This is a genomic window from Nocardioides sp. SR21 (assembly GCF_022761125.1).
Taxonomy (GTDB): Bacteria; Actinomycetota; Actinomycetes; order Propionibacteriales; family Nocardioidaceae; genus Nocardioides.
Window position 1 is genome coordinate 487,656 of record NZ_JAKWJR010000001.1, and the last position, 15,414, is coordinate 503,069.

General features: G+C 73.1%; 18 protein-coding genes. 10 read left to right on the plus strand and 8 right to left on the minus strand.

What is annotated here, in order from left to right; all coding sequences use genetic code 11:
* The first annotated feature begins 288 nt into the window (after positions 1–288).
* From MJ604_RS02480 to MJ604_RS02490, 3 genes are read left to right on the plus strand one after another with little or no spacing between them, the layout of a single operon-like run.
* On the plus strand, positions 289–879 hold the full coding sequence (locus MJ604_RS02480; RefSeq protein WP_243056692.1) for a TetR/AcrR family transcriptional regulator: 591 nt from the start codon (positions 289–291) through the stop codon (positions 877–879).
* Positions 880–889: 10 nt separating this feature from the next.
* The gene (locus MJ604_RS02485) at positions 890–1,660 is read left to right on the plus strand and encodes a maleylpyruvate isomerase family mycothiol-dependent enzyme (RefSeq protein WP_243056693.1); all 771 of its coding nucleotides are present in this window, start codon (positions 890–892) and stop codon (positions 1,658–1,660) included.
* A gap of 10 nt (positions 1,661–1,670) precedes the next feature.
* Positions 1,671–2,105 carry a type II toxin-antitoxin system PemK/MazF family toxin gene (locus tag MJ604_RS02490; protein ID WP_243056694.1) on the plus strand — a complete coding sequence of 145 codons (435 nt, stop codon included), beginning with the start codon at positions 1,671–1,673 and terminating at the stop codon, positions 2,103–2,105.
* Positions 2,106–2,111: 6 nt separating this feature from the next.
* Here MJ604_RS02490 and MJ604_RS02495 read toward each other — a convergent pair whose 3' ends face one another.
* Entirely contained in the window at positions 2,112–2,858 is a 747-nt protein-coding gene (locus MJ604_RS02495; RefSeq protein ID WP_243056695.1) for a hypothetical protein, read from the minus strand.
* Positions 2,859–3,007: 149 nt separating this feature from the next.
* Between MJ604_RS02495 and MJ604_RS02500 the strand changes: the two genes are divergently transcribed.
* A complete protein-coding gene (locus tag MJ604_RS02500; RefSeq protein ID WP_243056696.1) occupies positions 3,008–4,378 on the plus strand; it encodes an ABC transporter substrate-binding protein in 1,371 nt (456 codons plus the stop codon).
* A 1-nt stretch (position 4,379) separates the two neighbouring features.
* On the opposite strand, the gene MJ604_RS02505 is transcribed toward MJ604_RS02500, so the two are convergent.
* Both MJ604_RS02505 and MJ604_RS02510 read right to left on the minus strand, forming a co-directional pair.
* Complete coding sequence (locus MJ604_RS02505; protein ID WP_243056697.1) at positions 4,380–5,687, minus strand: ribonuclease D; 1,308 nt, start codon at positions 5,685–5,687, stop codon at positions 4,380–4,382.
* 1 nt (position 5,688) lies between these two features.
* A complete protein-coding gene (locus tag MJ604_RS02510; RefSeq protein ID WP_243056698.1) occupies positions 5,689–6,327 on the minus strand; it encodes a DUF3000 domain-containing protein in 639 nt (212 codons plus the stop codon).
* 155 nt (positions 6,328–6,482) lie between these two features.
* On the opposite strand from MJ604_RS02510, the gene hemE reads away from it, so the two are divergent.
* The gene (gene hemE, locus MJ604_RS02515; protein ID WP_279235347.1) at positions 6,483–7,436 is read left to right on the plus strand and encodes a uroporphyrinogen decarboxylase; all 954 of its coding nucleotides are present in this window, start codon (positions 6,483–6,485) and stop codon (positions 7,434–7,436) included.
* Here hemE and MJ604_RS02520 read toward each other — a convergent pair.
* The gene (locus tag MJ604_RS02520; RefSeq protein WP_243056700.1) at positions 7,396–8,379 is read right to left on the minus strand and encodes a DUF4349 domain-containing protein; all 984 of its coding nucleotides are present in this window, start codon (positions 8,377–8,379) and stop codon (positions 7,396–7,398) included. The genes hemE and MJ604_RS02520 overlap by 41 nt on opposite strands.
* A 105-nt stretch (positions 8,380–8,484) precedes the next feature.
* Here MJ604_RS02520 and MJ604_RS02525 point away from each other — a divergent pair, with 105 nt between their 5' ends.
* The 5 genes from MJ604_RS02525 (at position 8,485) to MJ604_RS02545 (ending at position 13,258) form a co-directional block, all read left to right on the plus strand.
* The gene (locus MJ604_RS02525; protein WP_243056701.1) at positions 8,485–9,699 is read left to right on the plus strand and encodes an SfnB family sulfur acquisition oxidoreductase; all 1,215 of its coding nucleotides are present in this window, start codon (positions 8,485–8,487) and stop codon (positions 9,697–9,699) included.
* Between the two features lie 10 nt (positions 9,700–9,709).
* Positions 9,710–10,861: an LLM class flavin-dependent oxidoreductase gene (locus tag MJ604_RS02530; RefSeq protein WP_243056702.1), complete on the plus strand. Its 1,152-nt coding sequence runs from the start codon at positions 9,710–9,712 to the stop codon at positions 10,859–10,861.
* Positions 10,858–11,376 (plus strand): NADPH-dependent FMN reductase, encoded by a 519-nt coding sequence (locus MJ604_RS02535; RefSeq protein WP_243056703.1) that lies wholly within the window; start codon positions 10,858–10,860, stop codon positions 11,374–11,376. Before MJ604_RS02530 ends, MJ604_RS02535 begins: the two co-directional genes overlap by 4 nt.
* Positions 11,373–11,876 carry a flavin reductase family protein gene (locus MJ604_RS02540; RefSeq protein WP_243056704.1) on the plus strand — a complete coding sequence of 168 codons (504 nt, stop codon included), beginning with the start codon at positions 11,373–11,375 and terminating at the stop codon, positions 11,874–11,876. Before MJ604_RS02535 ends, MJ604_RS02540 begins: the two co-directional genes overlap by 4 nt.
* Positions 11,877–11,947: 71 nt before the next feature.
* The gene (locus MJ604_RS02545; protein ID WP_243056705.1) at positions 11,948–13,258 is read left to right on the plus strand and encodes an NAD(P)/FAD-dependent oxidoreductase; all 1,311 of its coding nucleotides are present in this window, start codon (positions 11,948–11,950) and stop codon (positions 13,256–13,258) included.
* A 97-nt stretch (positions 13,259–13,355) separates the two neighbouring features.
* Here MJ604_RS02545 and MJ604_RS02550 read toward each other — a convergent pair whose 3' ends face one another.
* Genes MJ604_RS02550 through MJ604_RS02565 form a run of 4 tightly spaced genes read right to left on the minus strand, consistent with a single transcriptional unit; the run spans position 13,356 to position 15,364 of the window.
* Complete coding sequence (locus MJ604_RS02550) at positions 13,356–13,523, minus strand: hypothetical protein (RefSeq protein WP_243056706.1); 168 nt, start codon at positions 13,521–13,523, stop codon at positions 13,356–13,358.
* Between the two features lie 18 nt (positions 13,524–13,541).
* Positions 13,542–13,703 (minus strand): hypothetical protein, encoded by a 162-nt coding sequence (locus MJ604_RS02555; RefSeq protein ID WP_243056707.1) that lies wholly within the window; start codon positions 13,701–13,703, stop codon positions 13,542–13,544.
* A gap of 36 nt (positions 13,704–13,739) precedes the next feature.
* Positions 13,740–14,642: an aminotransferase class IV gene (locus MJ604_RS02560; protein WP_243056708.1), complete on the minus strand. Its 903-nt coding sequence runs from the start codon at positions 14,640–14,642 to the stop codon at positions 13,740–13,742.
* Positions 14,642–15,364 carry an HAD family hydrolase gene (locus MJ604_RS02565; RefSeq protein ID WP_243056709.1) on the minus strand — a complete coding sequence of 241 codons (723 nt, stop codon included), beginning with the start codon at positions 15,362–15,364 and terminating at the stop codon, positions 14,642–14,644. Before MJ604_RS02565 ends, MJ604_RS02560 begins: the two co-directional genes overlap by 1 nt.
* Positions 15,365–15,414 lie beyond the last annotated feature (50 nt).

Sequence of the window (15,414 nt, forward strand, 5' to 3'; positions counted from 1 at the left end):
GCCGTCGCTCCGGCGCCTTGCGATGCCCACACCCTGAGCACGCGCAACGCGCATGGACGTCCGACTCAGGACACAGTTCGAACTTTGCAGGACTTCTGGATCCGGGTCGATACAATGTGAGAGCACGCCGGACCGCGGCAGCCCCGGGTCCCAAAATCAGCCGCTACGAGCGGCCACGCGCCGTGAGGCGCTCCCGGTTCGGCGTGCTTCTCCTCCAGGCGGTCCTCGACGGCGTCGAGCGAGGCGCGAGCCTTGACAGAGGGCGGGTCGCGGCGGATCCTCCTAACTATGTTAGTTGAGCCTACGCGCGATAGGGTCGCCGAACGTCGTGAGGCGACGCGGCGGGAGATCCTCGACGCCGCGTGGGACGTCGCCCACCTGAAGGGCATCGCCGCCGTCACCCTGAAGGACGTCGCGGACCGTGTCGGGATGCGTCCACCGTCGCTCTACTCCCACTTCGCGTCCAAGAACGCCATCTACGACGCGATGTTCGGCCAGGCGTGGCAGGGCTGTCTGGACGCCATGCGTGCTGCCGCGGACGGCGTTCCTGACGACCCGCGAGCGGCGATGGCCACGATGGGGCGCGCCTACTTCGAGTACGCCGTCGCCGACCAGGCCCGCAACCAGCTGATGAACGCCCGGATCAGCGCCGACTTCCAGCCCAGTCCGGAGGCGTACGCGCCCTCGCTCGCCGTCTGGGAGCTGGGTCGGACCCACCTCGCCATGATCGGGGTGACCGCGGAAGCGGACCTCGACCTCTACTCCGCGGTCATCGGGGGTCTCGTCGACGCCCAGCTGGCCAACGACCCCGGCGGCGACCGCTATGCGCGACAGCTCGACCGGGCCGTCGGCATGCTCGCCGACCACTTCGGACTCTGAGGAGGCCGCCATGCCTGCGCAGGTCGCAGACCCTGCCACGATCCACGACACCCGGTTCGACCACGACACCGCGATGACGCTCGCTGCTGAGGAGTACTCCCGGTTCGCCGACACGCTCGCGGGCCTCGCCGAGGAGGACTGGCGGATGCCGACCAGCTGTCCCGGCTGGACGGTCCGCGACATGGCCGGACACTCGCTCGGGATGGCCGAGCTCGCGGCGTCGCTTCCCGAGATGGCACGCCAGCTGGCCCGTGCCTCCCGCGCCGCGAAGCGCTCGGGAAGGCCGCAGATCGACGAGCTCACCGGCCTCCAGGTCCGCAAGCACGAGCAGCTGGGCGTCCCGGATCTGGTGGCTGCCGTCCAGCGCATCGGGCCCAAGGCGGTCGCCGGTCGACGGCGCCGGCCGGCGCTGATGCGGGCGATGACGATCACCGACGGTGGGCCGGACGGCGCGAGCCCGGAGCGCTGGAAGGTCGGGTTCCTGACCGACACGATCCTGACGCGCGACCCCTGGATGCACCGCAGCGACATCGCCCGGGCCGTGGGTCGGCCCATGGAGCTGACCCGCGAGCACGACGGCGTCCTCGTCGCCGATGTGGTCGCGGAGTGGGCGCTCCGCCACGGTCAGCCGTTCGACCTGACCCTCACCGGTCCCGCGGGCGGGCACTGGTCCGCTGGCGCGTCCGACGAGGCGATCACCCTCGAGGCCGAACAGTTCTGCCGGGTGCTCTCGGGGCGGAGCCCGGGCGTCGGGCTGATGGCGACGTTCGTGCCGTTCTAGGCTTCGCGGCATGGACGCGATCCGCCGCCTCTTCCGCCGCCCGGCCCGGACCTCCGGTCCGACGAAGGTCAGCTACGAGCCCCGCCGTGACGGCCGGCCGGACCCGGGCGAGGTCGTGTGGGGCTGGGTGCCGTTCGAGGACGACCCGGCGCGCGGCAAGGACCGCCCGGTGCTGCTGATCGCGCGCGGCGACGGCGTGCTCTACGGGCTGATGCTCACGAGCAAGGACCACGACCGCGACGCCGCCGACGAGGCGCGCTACGGCCGCCACTGGATGGACGTCGGCACCGGCGGGTGGGACCGCGAGGCGCGGCCGAGCGAGGTCCGCCTCGACCGGTTGATCACGCTGCAGCCGTCGGCGGTACGCCGCGAGGGTGCCGCGCTGGACCGGGGGATCTTCGAGCGCGTGGTCGTGGCGGCGCGCAGGCACCACGCCATCGCCTAGCGGGACCTAGAACGTCCGGGCGACCCGTCGTACGGCGACCCGCGCCGGCTCCCAGCCCGCGGGGTAGCTGCTCGGTGTCGCGGTGATCTCCACCAGCGTGAGGTACTCACCGCTGCGCAGGATGCCGAGGCCGGCCACGCTCTTGCGGAGCGTCGAGCGGTAGCTCGAGCCGGTGCCGGCCGGCACCCACACGTCCTCGAGCGCGCTGACGCTGGAGGAGGGGTTGCCGAGGCGCTTCGCGCAGTCCTCGCGCCAGGCGGCCAGCACCTCGTGGGCCCGCCACGCCGACTTGGGGTCGCCGAAGCGGGCGACCACCTGGACGGCGGTGGCGCCGTCGGCGGTGTAGGTCCGCTGCGCCGACTCGAGGGCGCCGATCGTGCTGAGCGGTGTCTTCTGGCAGGCGCCGACCGTCGGCTCGTCGCCCGTGGTCCGCGCCGTCCAGGCGCCGTCCAGCGCGGGCAGCTCGTCAGCAGGGAGCAGGTGCTCCGCGGCGGACGACGCCGGCTTCGGGCGGGCGTTCGGCTCGAGCGCGCCGACCTTGTGCCGCCCGTGCTCCCGCGGCTCGCTGGAGCGGCTGGGCGCGGGCGACGGGCTCGGCGAGCGGGTCGGGGTCGGGGACGGCTCGGCGGCGGGCTTCGAGGCCGCCGGCGTCGCCGGAGGTGCCGACTCGGGCTCGTCGGACCCGCACCCGCCCACGGCGAGCACCGCCACGAGGGTGGCGGCGAGCAGCGACGTCAGACAGGCCCGAGACACACCGTCCATCGTAGGGACGGTGACCGTCCGCGAAGCGTTGCGACATGCGGGCGCGGCGGTCGCGTCGCGGGACAGTCGCTAAGGTGGTCCGGGCCCGGGCTGCGTGCCCGGGCACGCGTGTGAGTACGGCGGGGACGAGGAGGAGTCAGGTGCGGGGGAGTTGGCGACGGCGCACGGCCGCGGGCCTGGTGGCGCTGCTCGCGCTCGTTCCGGTGGCGGCCGGATGCACCGGAGGCTCGTCGGACCCCGAGGTCGGTCCGACGAAGCCGGCGTCCCAGGAGCCCGTCGTCCTGACGTTCGGCGTCTTCGGACCCGAGGAGGCGCTGGACGCCTTCCGCTCGACCGTCACCGTCTGGAACGCGACCACCGAGGGCCCCGAGGTCAAGCTCCGCACGTGGGAGTCCCGTGACCGGATGCGCGCCGCGCTGGAGGCCGGCGTCCCGGTGCCCGACGTCTTCCTGGCTCCCCGAGCCGACCTGCGCTGGCTGCTCGACAACGGCTACACCCAGCCGGTCGACGAGCTGCTCGACGAGCGCGGCGTGAACTTCGGCGACGGCTACTCGCGTGACGCGCTCCAGGCGTTCAGCGCCGAGGACCGGCTGCAGTGCATGCCGTACGCCGTCTCGCCGATGGTCATCTACTACAACAAGGCGCTCGTCAACTTCGACCGGATGCGCAACCGCGGCCTCGAGGCGCCCGACGAGGACTCGACCAGCTGGTCTTTCGAGGAGTTCGCCGCCGCGGCGGAATTCGCCTCCCGGCCGCGTCGCGGCACCAAGGGCGTCCACATCGGCGCCAGCCTCCCCGGGCTCGGCCCGTTCATCGAGTCCGGTGGCGGCTCGGTGTTCGACGACGCGGTCGACCCGACGTCCCTGACCTTCAGCAGCGACGACTCGCGCGCCGCGCTGGAGCGGACGCTGGAGCTGCTGCGCAACCCCAACGTCACCCTCGACGAGGACCAGCTCGCCGAGGCGTCGCCGCTGGCGTGGTTCGAGCGCGGCAAGCTCGGGATGATCGCCGGCTACCGCCCGCTGGTGCCGCAGCTGCGGCTCGTGCAGGGCCTCGACTTCGACGTGATGCCGATGCCGATCCTCGACAGCTCCGCGACCGTCGGCGACGTGACCGGCCTGTGCCTGTCGAGGAAGGCCGCGAGCACCTCGGCGGCCGCCGACTTCATGGTCTACGAGCTGTCGGTCGACGCGGTCACCCGGGTGACCCGCACCGGCTACCTGCTGCCCGCGAACCTCGAGGTCGCGCTCACCGACGCCTTCCTCCAGCCGGGCCGGATGCCCGACCACGCCGTGTTCTTCAACAACGCGATCCGGGCGATGTCCCTGCCGCCGATGACCGACAACCTCCCGCAGCTCGAGGAGGCCGTGCAGCCCGGCCTCGACCAGCTCGTGTACGGCGTGGGCGTGCTCGACCTCGACGCCGTGACCCAGGAGATCGACGACACGTCCCGGACGGTCCTGGACCCCGAGTCGGTCTCGGAGTCGCCGAGCCCGTCGGAGTCCGAGTAGGTCAGTCCGCCTCGGACTCGGAATCGGCCTCGGGCTCCGGCTCGGGCTCGGGCTCCGCCTCGGCCGCGAGGATCGCCTCGACCAGCACCGGTCCGGCCAGCTCGATCTGCCACTGACGCGCGCCGAGCCCGGCCAGCTGCTCGGCGACCGCGGGCGCGAGCGTGGCCCCGTCGCGAGAGGCCGGCGGCGTCCAGAGGGTACGGCGCAGGTAGTCGGGGGTCAGCAGGTTCTCGACCGGGAGGTTCAGCTCCTCGGCGAGCGCGGAGATCGCGTCGCGGGCCAGCGCCAGCCGGCGGGCGGCGACCGGGTCCTTCTCGGCCCAGGCGCGCGGCAGCGGCGGTCCGTCGCCGCGTGGGGAGCGGGTCGGCAGGTCCGCCTCGTCCATCTCGGCGGCCTCGCGCAGCGCCTCGACCCATCGGTTGGAGTACCGCTCGGCGCCGCGGCCGTGGAAGCCCTTGGTCGCCATCAGCGTGGCCTTGTCGGGCGGCATCGCCTGCGCCGCCACGACGATCGCGGAGTCCGGGATGATCCGCCCGGGCGTCACGTCGCGCTGCTCGGCGATCTCGTCGCGCGCCTCCCAGAGCGCTCGGACCGCGCCCAGGCCGCGGCGGCCGCGGACCCGGTGCATCCCCGACGTACGCCGCCACGCGTCGACGCGGGCCGGCTGCTCGAAGCCGCGCAGGTTCTCGAACTCCTGGCGCGCCCACTCGTCCTTGCCGGCGGCGACCAGCTCGGCGCCGAGCAGCGTGCGGAGCTCCACCAGCACCTCGACGTCGAGAGCGGCGTACTCCAGCCACGGCTCGGGCAGCGGGCGGGTCGACCAGTCGACCGCGGAGTGCTCCTTGGCCAGGCGGGAGCCGAGCAGGCTCTCGACCAGGGTGGCCAGCCCCACGCGGGGGTAGCCGAGCAGCCGCCCGGCGAGCTCGGTGTCGAACAGCGCGGAGGGGTACAGCCCGACCTCGGCCAGGCAGGGGAGGTCCTGGGTGGCCGCGTGCAGGATCCACTCGGTGCCGTCCAGCACCGCCTGGAGGCCGGGCAGCGAGCCGAACGGGATCGGGTCGACGAGGAACGTGCCGGCGCCCTCGCGGCGCAGCTGGATCAGGTAGGCGCGTGAGGAGTACCGGTAGCCGGACGCCCGCTCGGCGTCGATGGCGACCGGCCCGCTGCCGGCGGCGATCCGCTCGCAGACCTCGGCCAGCCCCGCCTCGGTGTCGACGACGGGCGTCAGCCCGTCGCGCAACGTGAGCAGCGGCGGCGGCTTGGGCGTGGCGTCTGCTGTGGTCTCTTCGGGGGTTTCTTCTGTTGTCATGTCAGAGTCCCGAGCCCCGCTGGCCGCGGCGGCTCGGCATCACGGTCACGCCCTCGGGGACCGGTGGCAGTCCCGCGGCGGTGCAGAGCAGCTCGGCCCAGGCCTCGACGTGCGGCGCGAGGTCGAGCGGCGCCAGGTCGGGTGCGTCCGGGGGGATGAGCGGCGTCCAGGAGGCGCGGATCTCGACCTGGGCGGTGCCACCCTCGTCGGCCATCCCGCCGAAGCTCTCGGTCGCCACCCGGGTCACGGTGCCGGAGACGGCGGCGTACGACGCCCCGTGCGCCTCGAGCGCCTCGGTCAGCCAGGACCAGCCCACGTCGGCCAGCATCGGGTCGGTGATCAGGTCGATGTCGACCTCGGCGCGGGTGTAGGCCACGCAGCGGAACGTGCCGTCCCAGGCGTCGTTGCCGGCGGGGTCGTGGAGCAGGATGATCCGCCCGGTGCCGATGTCGGTGTCGTCGACGGTGACGTCCGCGGACAGCGCGGACGCCCACGGCGCGATGCGCTGGGGAGCCGGCATCTCCTCGCAGAAGATCTCCGGGCGCAGTCGCGCGGCGTGCATGGTCGCCACCGCGTCGCGGAACTCCGCGGGCGCGGCGCCCGCACCCGCGCCCTGGCGGGTCTCTTGACCGACGACCATAGGGTTCACAGTAAGTCGGGCGTCCCGTTCCCGATGTGCGAACACGCCGGATGACCTGCGAGGCTTCACCCGTGACCAGCCCCACCAGCCCCACCGACAGCGCCTTCCTCAAGGCGGCGCGCGGGGAGCCGGTGCCGCACACCCCCGTGTGGTTCATGCGCCAGGCCGGCCGCTCGCTGCCCGAGTACCTCCGCGTCCGCGAGGGCGTCGGGATGCTCGAGTCCTGCATGAACCCCGAGCTGGTCGTCGAGATCACGCTCCAGCCGGTACGCCGCTACGGCGTCGACGCGGCGATCTTCTTCTCCGACATCGTGCTCCCGCTCAAGGCCGTCGGCGTCGACCTGGACATCAAGCCCGGCGTCGGACCGGTCGTCGAGAACCCGGTGCGGACCCTCGCCGACGTCGAGGCGATCCCGGACCTCACGCCCGAGCACGTCACGTTCATCACCGAGGCGGTCCAGGGCCTGGTCGCCGAGCTCGGCGGCACCCCGCTGATCGGCTTCGCGGGCGCGCCGTTCACGGTGGCGTCGTACCTCGTCGAGGGCGGGCCGTCGAAGGAGCACGCCAAGACCAAGGCGATGATGTTCGGCGCCCCCGACGTGTGGGACGCGCTGATGCGCAAGATCGCCGCCATGTCCGCGACGTACCTCGAGGTCCAGGTCGCGGCGGGTGCCTCGGCGGTCCAGCTGTTCGACTCCTGGGCCGGCGCGCTCACGCCCGCCGACTACCGCGACCAGGTGCAGCCGCACTCCGCGCGCGTGCTGGAGCGGGCCGGTGCGCTCGGCGTCCCGCGCATCCACTTCGGGGTCGGTACGACGAACCTGCTCGGCCTCATGGGCGAGGCCGGTGCCGACGTGGTCGGCGTCGACTGGCGCACGCCGCTCGCGGACGCGATCCCGCTCGTCGGCGACCGAGGCGTGCAGGGCAACCTCGACCCGACGCTGGTGTTCGCGCCCACCGAGGTGATGACCGCTCGCGCGGCCGAGGTCATCGAGGCCGGCCGCGCCGCGAAGGGCCACATCTTCAACCTCGGCCACGGGGTGATCCCGTCGACCGACCCCGATCAGCTCAAGCGGCTGACGGAGTTCGTCCAGTCCTACCCGAGCTGAACCGCCGCCGGAGCCAGCGCACCAGCAGCCACGTCGGCGGCCCGAGGATCGCGACGACGACCAGCCACGGGAGCAGCGCGCCGAGAGCGGTGGCGAGCCCGACGGCGAACGACGTCAGCGCGTCCCAGCCGGCCTTGAACCCGGCGACGAAGCCGGAGTCGTCCTCCTCGGCCTTCTTCACCGCCTTGGCCGGCGTCTTGTCGATGCTGACGGTGATGGTGGACATCGCGGTCTGGCCGCGGAGGAACGCCGCCTGGCGCTCCAGGGACTCGAGGTCCGCCTGGCGGCGGGAGAGCTCGGCCTCGATCGACATGATGTCGCGGATGCTCTCGGCCCGGTCGAACAGCACGGTGATCCGGGCGATGCTGCGTCGCTGCGCGGCCAGCCGGGTCTGGGTGTCGATGAGCTTCGTGGTGACGTCGTTCTCGGTCGAGTTCGCGGCCACCAGCTCGGCGGCGTCGAGCTCCTGGAGGTCGTTCATCGCGTCGTTGAACTGCTCGGTCGGGATCCGCAGCACCAGGTTCGTGTACGCCGCGTCCCCGTCGTCGTCGGTCGTCGTCTTCTCCTCGGTGATCTCCCCGAAGTAGCGCTGCGCGAGCTTCTCGACGTCGAACTGCGCCTTGCCCACGTCGTCGGAGCGGAGCTCCACGTTGCCCTTGCGGATCACCGCGCGCTGGACCTGCTGGGCGTTCACCGGCTCGACCTCGGCCTGGTCGCCCTGGCCGGCGACGCTGTAGGCGAGGTCCGAGTCCGCCGGGACCTCCATCTCGGCGGCCGCGCCGTCGCGCAGGGCAGCGTCGGGCGCGCTCCCGGCGACGGCGCTGCCGTCGGCCCCGCTGTCGCTGTCGTCCCCCGCGCCGGAGCACCCCGCGAGGCCCACGGCCAGCGCGACGGCGACGAGCGCGAGCAGGGGAGCGTGGGTGCGGCGCGTGGTCGTCCTCATGCAGCCTCGGACGAGATGCGGACCCCGTCGGTTCCGGGCCTTGACCATGTTGTAATGTGCAGTAAGTTGCTCGACAAACAGCGATCGAGGAGTCGGAGGGTGCGGATGACTGTTCTCGAGCTGGTCCCGACGGTCCCGATCCTCTCCGCCGAACAGGCGGTGGTCGCCGCCGCCGACCTCGCGGCGGAGCTGGCCGAGGGATCCGCGGAGCGTGACGCCCGGCGGATCCTGCCGGCCGAGCAGCTCGACGCGCTCTCCGCCTCCGGGCTGCTGGGCATCACCGTCCCCGCCGAGCACGGCGGCTCCGACCTGTCCGCCGGCACCGTCGCCGAGGTCTTCCGGCTGCTGGCGTACGGCGACCCCAACGTCGCGCAGATCCCGCACAGCCACTTCGTCTACGTGAACGCGCTGCGGCACCGCGGCTCGCGCGCCCAGCAGTCGTTCTTCTTCGACGAGGCGCTGTCCGGCAGGTGGTTCGGCAACGCGCAGTCCGAGGTCGGCTCCCGGCACGTGCGCGACTACCGCACGACGTTGCGACGTACCGGCGCCGATCCGGAGGACGGCTGGCTGCTCGACGGCGAGAAGGGCTACAGCACCGGCGCGCTGTTCGCGGACTGGATCCCGGTGCTCGCCCATCTCGGCGAGGACGGCCCGCTGCACGTCGCCTGGGTGGACCGGCGCGCGGACGGCGTCAGCGTCGTCGACGACTGGGACGGCATCGGTCAGCGCACCACGGCCAGCGGCACCGTCCGGCTGCGCCGCGTCTGGGTGCACCCGTCACGGATCACGCCGTACGACCTGACGTTCGACGGCCCGCAGACGTACGGCGCGTTCGCCCAGCTGCTGCACGCCGCCATCGACACCGGCATCGCCCGCGCCGCGCTCGACGACGCCGCGGAGTTCGTGACCACGCGGAGCCGGCCGTACCCGGACGCCGGCGTGGAGCGGGCGGCCGACGACCCGCTGGTGGTCCAGGCGTTCGGGCAGATGGAGCTCGAGGTCCGCGCGACCGAGGCCCTGCTCGCCGAGGCCGGGCTCGCCGTCGAGCACGCCGACCGTGACCTCAGCGAGGAGAGCGCGGCCGAGGCCAGCCTGGCGGTCGCGGCCGCCCGTGCGGCCAGCGCACGCGCGTCCGTCGAGATCTCCAGCCGGCTCTTCGAGGTGGCCGGCACCCGCTCGGCCCTGGCGTCGCTGAACCTCGACCGGCACTGGCGCAACGCGCGCACGCACACCCTGCACGATCCCGCGGCCTGGAAGGTCCAGCACCTCGGGCGGTACGCCCTCGACGGCACCCCGCCGCCCAACCACGGCCAGCTCTAGAGAGGAAGTCATGCTCAAGTTCCACTGGTTCCTGCCCACCAACGGCGGTGACGGCCGGCAGGTCGTCGGCGGCGGTCACGGCGCGGACGTGCTGGCCGGCGGTCGCCCGGCGTCGGTGCCGTACCTCGGCCAGATCGCCCGCAGCGCCGAGCAGCTCGGCTTCGAGGCCGCGCTGACGCCGACGGGTGCGTGGTGCGAGGACGCGTGGGTCTCGACCGCGATGATCAGCAGCCTGTCGGAGCGGCTGAAGTTCCTCGTCGCGTTCCGTCCGGGCCTCACCTCGCCGTTCCTCTCGGCGCAGATGGCCAGCTCGTTCCAGAACCTCTCGGGCGGCCGGCTGGCGCTGAACGTCGTCACCGGCGGCGAGAGCCACGAGCAGCGGATGTTCGGCGACTTCCTCGACAAGGACGGCCGCTACGAGCGCTGCGACGAGTTCCTCGAGATCGTGCGGCGCCTCTGGGCGGGCGAGACGGTCACCTTCCAGGGCAAGCACCTGCAGGTCGAGGACGCCGCGCTGCACCAGGTGCCCGACCCGCTGCCCGAGATCTACTTCGGCGGCTCGTCGCCGGCCGCGGCCCGGGTGGCCGCGAAGCACGTCGACGTCTACCTCACCTGGGGCGAGCCGCCGGCCGCGGTCGCCGAGAAGGTCGAGCTGATCCGCGGTCTCGCGGCCGAGCAGGGCCGCACGATCCGGTTCGGCATCCGCCTGCACACGATCGCCCGCGACACCTCCGAGGCCGCGTGGGCCGAGGCCGACCGGCTGCTCGCCGGCATCTCCGACGAGGACATCGCGCGCGTCCAGGAGGGCCTCAAGCGCTCGGAGTCCGTGGGTCAGCGCCGGATGCTCGACCTCAACCAGGGCACGAAGGACGGCCTGGTCATCCACCCGGGCCTGTGGGCCGGCGTCGGCCTGGTGCGCGGTGGCGCCGGTACGGCGATGGTCGGCAGCTTCGCCGAGATCGCGGACCTGATCGAGGAGTACCGCGCCGTCGGCATCGACGAGTTCGTGCTCTCGGGCTACCCGCACCTCGAGGAGGCGTACTGGTTCGGCGAGGGCGTGCTGCCCGAGCTCGAGCGGCGCGGGCTGTGGCAGCACCCGGCCCCGGTCGCCGCCGCCGCGTCCGTGCCGTTCGGCACCCCCACCAAGGTGGCCGCCTCGTGAGCCGAGACCTGCGCGTCGCCGTCGTCGTCGGCAACCCCAAGGCACACAGCCGCACCCGCGCGGCCGCGACGTACGTCGCCACCGAGCTGGCCGGCCGCGAGCCGGACCTGGTCGTGGACCTCGCCGAGCTCGGCACCTCGCTGCTGGACTGGCAGGACCCGCGGGTCGCCGAGCTGGTGGCGGAGGTCGGCGCCGCCGACCTGGTCGTGGTCGCGTCGCCGACGTACAAGGCGACGTACACCGGCCTGTTGAAGCTGTTCCTCGACCGGTTCGCGACCGACGGGCTGCGCGGCGTCGCCGTCCCCCTCATGCTCGGCGGGGGCCCGGCGCACGCGCTCGCTCCGGAGCTGTCGCTGCGGCCGGTGCTCACGGAGATCGGCGGGCTGGTGCCCGCCAAGGGGCTCTACGTCCTCGACTCCGCGCACGACGACCCGGCGGCCTACCAGCAGTGGCTCGACCACGCCCGCCCGGCGATCCGCGCCATCCTCGACAGCCGAACTGGAGCCGCCCTGTGACCGAGCTGACCACCAACCAGGACCTCGACCCCACCCGGCTGCGGGAGGCGTTCGGCGTCTTCCCGAGTGGCGTGATCGCCGTGGCGGCCGAGGTCGAGGGCGCGCTGGTCGGCCTGGCCGCGAGCTCGTTCACCTCGGTCAGCCTGGAGCCGGCGCTGGTGCAGTTCTCGATCGCGAACACGTCGAAGACCTGGCCGACGCTGCGCCGCTCGGCCCACCTCGGCGTGACGATCCTCGCCGGGCACCACGGCGACGTGTGCCGGCAGCTGGCCGGCCCGGTGGCGAACCGCTTCGACGGTGTCCCGGTGACCGTGACGGAGGACGGCGCGGTCACGCTCGACGAGGGCCTGGCGCGCTTCGACTGCACGATCTACCGCGAGGTGGAGGCCGGCGACCACACGATCGTGCTGCTCGAGCTGCACGCCGTCGAGCACGCCGACACCTCGTCGCCGCTGGTGTTCCACCGCAGCGGCTTCGGCCGGCTGGTGGAAGCCGGCTGACCCCCAGCTCCCGGGTCGCGGTGGGCCGCACCCCTCACCGCGACCCGGGCCCTCTCTGAGACAGTGGGTGCGTGCGAGTCGTCGTGGTCGGGGCAGGCGTCGCCGGCCTCACCGCGGCGCACGACCTCGCCGCGGCCGGGCACGACGTGCTCGTGCTCGAGGCCGCTGACCGCGTCGGCGGCAAGCTGCTGCGCACGGAGGTCGGTGGCGTCCGCGTCGACGTCGGCGCCGAGGCGATGCTCCACCGGCGTCCCGAGGGCACCGAGCTGGCCCGGGCTCTCGGCCTCCCCATCGTCCACCCGACGCCCGCGTCGTCGCGGATCTGGACCCGCGACGAGCTGCGGCCGCTGCCACGCTCCCTGATGGGCGTGCCGCTCGACGACCCCGGCCCGACCGGCGTGCTGTCGCCCGCGGGTCTCGCACGCTTCCACGAGGCGGTGCCGCAGGAGGTCGAGGGCGACGTGTCGGTCGGCGACCTGGTCGACGCCGTCTACGGCCCCGAGGTGACCGACCGGCTGGTCGAGCCGCTGCTCGGGGGCGTGTACGCCGGACATGCCCGGCTGCTGTCCGCGCGGGCGACCGTCCCCCAGCTGACGACCCTCGCCGGCGGCGGGACCCTGCCCGCGCCGAAGTCGGACGCTCCGGTGTTCGCCGGGATCGCCGGCGGCATGGGCCGGCTGCCCGAGCGGCTGGCCGCGTCGCTGCCGGTGCGCACCAGCGCGACCGTGCGCGAGCTGGTGCGGACGGAGTCGGGCTACGCGCTCACCGTCGGGCCGACCACCGCTCCGGAGCGGGTCGAGGCGGACGCGGTGGTGCTCGCCACCCCCGCCGCGCCGACCGCCCGGCTGCTGGGCGCGCTGGCGCCGGCCGCCGCGGCCGAGCTGGCCGCGATCGAGTACGCCTCGATGGCCGTGGTCACGCTCGTGTTCCGCGACGTCGACCTGCCGGCGGTCGTCTCGTCGGGTTTCCTGGTGCCGCCGGTCGAGCGCCGCCGGATCAAGGCCGCGACGTTCTCGTTCGCCAAGTGGGACTGGGTGCGCGCCGCCGGCGACGGCCTGCTGGTGCTGCGCACCTCGCTCGGCCGGCACCGTGAGGAGGCCGCGCTGCAGGCCGACGACACGGACCTGGTGGCGTGGTCGCTCGCCGACCTGCGCGACGCCATCGGTCTGGGCGCCGACCCGGTCGCCAGCCACGTGCAGCGCTGGGGCGGCGGGCTGCCGCAGTACGCCGTCGGCCACCTCGACCGCATCGCGCGGATCCGCGCCGACATCGAGCGGCTACCCGGCCTCGCGGTGTGCGGAGCGGCGTACGACGGCGTGGGCATCCCGGCTGTGATCGGCTCCGCGCACCGGGCGGCACGCGAATTTCCGGATACTCCCTGACGTTTCAGGGGTCCGAGCGGCTGGCGGACCCCGGAAACGTCAGGGAGTACCCCGCCACGCCGGACCGGACGGCCGAAGCCGAGGGACTGTCGGTCGCCTAGAACGGGCTGCGGCCGGTGAGGTCGTTGTCGTACTGGCTGACCTCGATCTCGGTGTTCTTGATGCTGCGGCCGAGCCGGCGCCGATCGACCGGGCGGCGGCCGTCGATGATCTTGCAGATCACGAACAGGGCGACGATGCCGATGCCGACGTACAACCAGAACATGGCCGGAATGCTACGGCCTCAGGCCGAGCCGCCCCAGTAGTCGCGACCCTCCGCCTTGCCCTCGACCCGCTTGACCTCGCGGTCGAAGGCGGCGCCGTCGCGCTTCGGGCGCCGGTGGTCGACCCACCAGAGCAGGCTGAGCAGCACGGCTGCCCCGACGAGCACGTAGACCCAGAACATCGCGTCCCCTTCCGACTCCCGGAGTCTCTCCCGCGCTCAGCGCGCCAAAACCGTGCCCTCGGTGGCGGTCCGGGCCAGGTAGGCCTCGGAGAGCCGGGCGACGTAGGGTCCCGGCCCGCCGTTGCCGATCGTGCGGCCGTCGATGGTGATGACCGGGGTGACGCCGCCCATCGTGCCGGTCACGAAGACCTCGTCGGCGTTGTAGACGTCGGTCAGCGAGAAGTCGCCGACCACCACCTCGATCCCGCTCGCGGCGCAGATCTCGAGGATCGTCTCGCGGGTGATGCCCTCGGGACACGCGCGTGTGGTGGAGGTGCGGACGACGTCGCCGACCACGTGGAAGACGTTGGTCGCGTTCGTCTCGGCCACGAACCCGGCGTCGTCGAGCATCAGCGCGTCGTCGGCGCCGGCGACGTTCGCCTCGATCTTGGCGAGGATCGACGTGAGCAGGTTGTTGTGGTGGATCTTCGGGTCCAGCGAGTCCGGCCGGTGCCGGCGCACCGACGACGTGACCAGCGAGATCCCGCTGTCGTCGTACACCGGCGACTTGAACTCGGCGAGCACGATCAGCGTCGGGCCGGCCTCGTTGAGCCGCGGGTCCATGCCGCTGGTGACCTTCACGCCGCGGGTCAGCGTGAGCCGGATGTGGACGTCGTCGGTCATCGCGTTGGCGGCCAGGACGGCGCTGATGCGCTCGGTGATCTCCTCGTCCGAGGGCACCGTCGTGAACGCCAGCGCGTGCGCCGAGCGCCGCAGCCGGGCGAGGTGCTCGGTGAGCTTGAAGATCCGTCCGCCGTGCAGGCGCAGCCCCTCCCACACCGCGTCGCCGCCCTGGACGGCCGAGTCGAACGGGCTGATCCCGGCCTGGTCGCGGTGCACGAGCGTGTCGTTGATCCCGACCACCAGGTCGCGGTTGCGCTCGTCGAACTGCTGCTTCATCAGGACTCCTCGGGACGCAGCCGGTAGGGGGCCAGCGCGTCGTAGTAGGGACGGCACCGCTCGAGCAGCGGTGCCAGGCGGTCGGGCAGCGGGTCGCCCGAGCCGGGGGAGTACGGCGCGAAGCCGGTCGAGGCCTCGACGCCGGCGTACCAGTGCGGCGCCCAGACGCCGTCGGTGGCGCGCGGGCCGGCCGGCCACGCGAGCATCGCGTCGTCGAACGCGATGCCGAGGGCGGCGCACAGCAGGGTGAGCGTGCCGCGCGGGTCGCGCAGCACGTCGGCCGCGTCGACGACCGGGCCGCCGTACGTCTCGAACAGCTCGAGCTGCTGGGGGAGGCCGAGGTCCTCGAGCGTCGGCTCCTCGCGGACCTTCGCGTAGGACGTCAGCACCCGCTCGGGGTCGCGGACGAGGAACGCGTGGGTGAGGGACTCGAGCCGACCGCGCGGCACGTCCGGGAGCACGTGGTGGGTCATGTGCTTCTGGTACTGCACCGGCGTTGCGACCGGTCCGGACGTCAGCTCGGCCACGACGTCGGCCGGATCGGTCGGCTGGGACGCGATCACGTCGTCGCGACCGGGGTGGTCGAGCCCGGTCGCGGCCAGGTAGGCGGCGTACAGCGGCTCGTCGACCACCGAGCAGTCGGCCCGGTTCTCGAAGCTGCGCATCAGGGCCGTCGACAGGTTCCGGGGTCCCGACCACATGGCGATCCGCATGACAGTCATCGCCCGCAGTCTGCCTCGTTGTCCCTGTCGGGCGGGACAACGGGCCCGAC

What these genes read in the sequence shown, in the direction of transcription:
- MJ604_RS02480 (WP_243056692.1), top strand. Translation starts at nt 289, where the DNA reads ATGTTAGTTGAGCCTACGCGCGATAGGGTCGCCGAACGTCGTGAGGCG.
- MJ604_RS02550 (WP_243056706.1), bottom strand. Translation starts at nt 13,523, where the DNA reads ATGTTCTGGTTGTACGTCGGCATCGGCATCGTCGCCCTGTTCGTGATC.
- MJ604_RS02520 (WP_243056700.1), bottom strand. Translation starts at nt 8,379, where the DNA reads ATGAGGACGACCACGCGCCGCACCCACGCTCCCCTGCTCGCGCTCGTC.
- MJ604_RS02525 (WP_243056701.1), top strand. Translation starts at nt 8,485, where the DNA reads ATGACTGTTCTCGAGCTGGTCCCGACGGTCCCGATCCTCTCCGCCGAA.
- hemE (WP_279235347.1), top strand. Translation starts at nt 6,483, where the DNA reads ATGCGCCAGGCCGGCCGCTCGCTGCCCGAGTACCTCCGCGTCCGCGAG.
- MJ604_RS02565 (WP_243056709.1), bottom strand. Translation starts at nt 15,364, where the DNA reads ATGACTGTCATGCGGATCGCCATGTGGTCGGGACCCCGGAACCTGTCG.
- MJ604_RS02490 (WP_243056694.1), top strand. Translation starts at nt 1,671, where the DNA reads ATGGACGCGATCCGCCGCCTCTTCCGCCGCCCGGCCCGGACCTCCGGT.
- MJ604_RS02560 (WP_243056708.1), bottom strand. Translation starts at nt 14,642, where the DNA reads ATGAAGCAGCAGTTCGACGAGCGCAACCGCGACCTGGTGGTCGGGATC.
- MJ604_RS02485 (WP_243056693.1), top strand. Translation starts at nt 890, where the DNA reads ATGCCTGCGCAGGTCGCAGACCCTGCCACGATCCACGACACCCGGTTC.
- MJ604_RS02530 (WP_243056702.1), top strand. Translation starts at nt 9,710, where the DNA reads ATGCTCAAGTTCCACTGGTTCCTGCCCACCAACGGCGGTGACGGCCGG.
- MJ604_RS02555 (WP_243056707.1), bottom strand. Translation starts at nt 13,703, where the DNA reads ATGTTCTGGGTCTACGTGCTCGTCGGGGCAGCCGTGCTGCTCAGCCTG.
- MJ604_RS02510 (WP_243056698.1), bottom strand. Translation starts at nt 6,327, where the DNA reads ATGGTCGTCGGTCAAGAGACCCGCCAGGGCGCGGGTGCGGGCGCCGCG.
- MJ604_RS02505 (WP_243056697.1), bottom strand. Translation starts at nt 5,687, where the DNA reads ATGACAACAGAAGAAACCCCCGAAGAGACCACAGCAGACGCCACGCCC.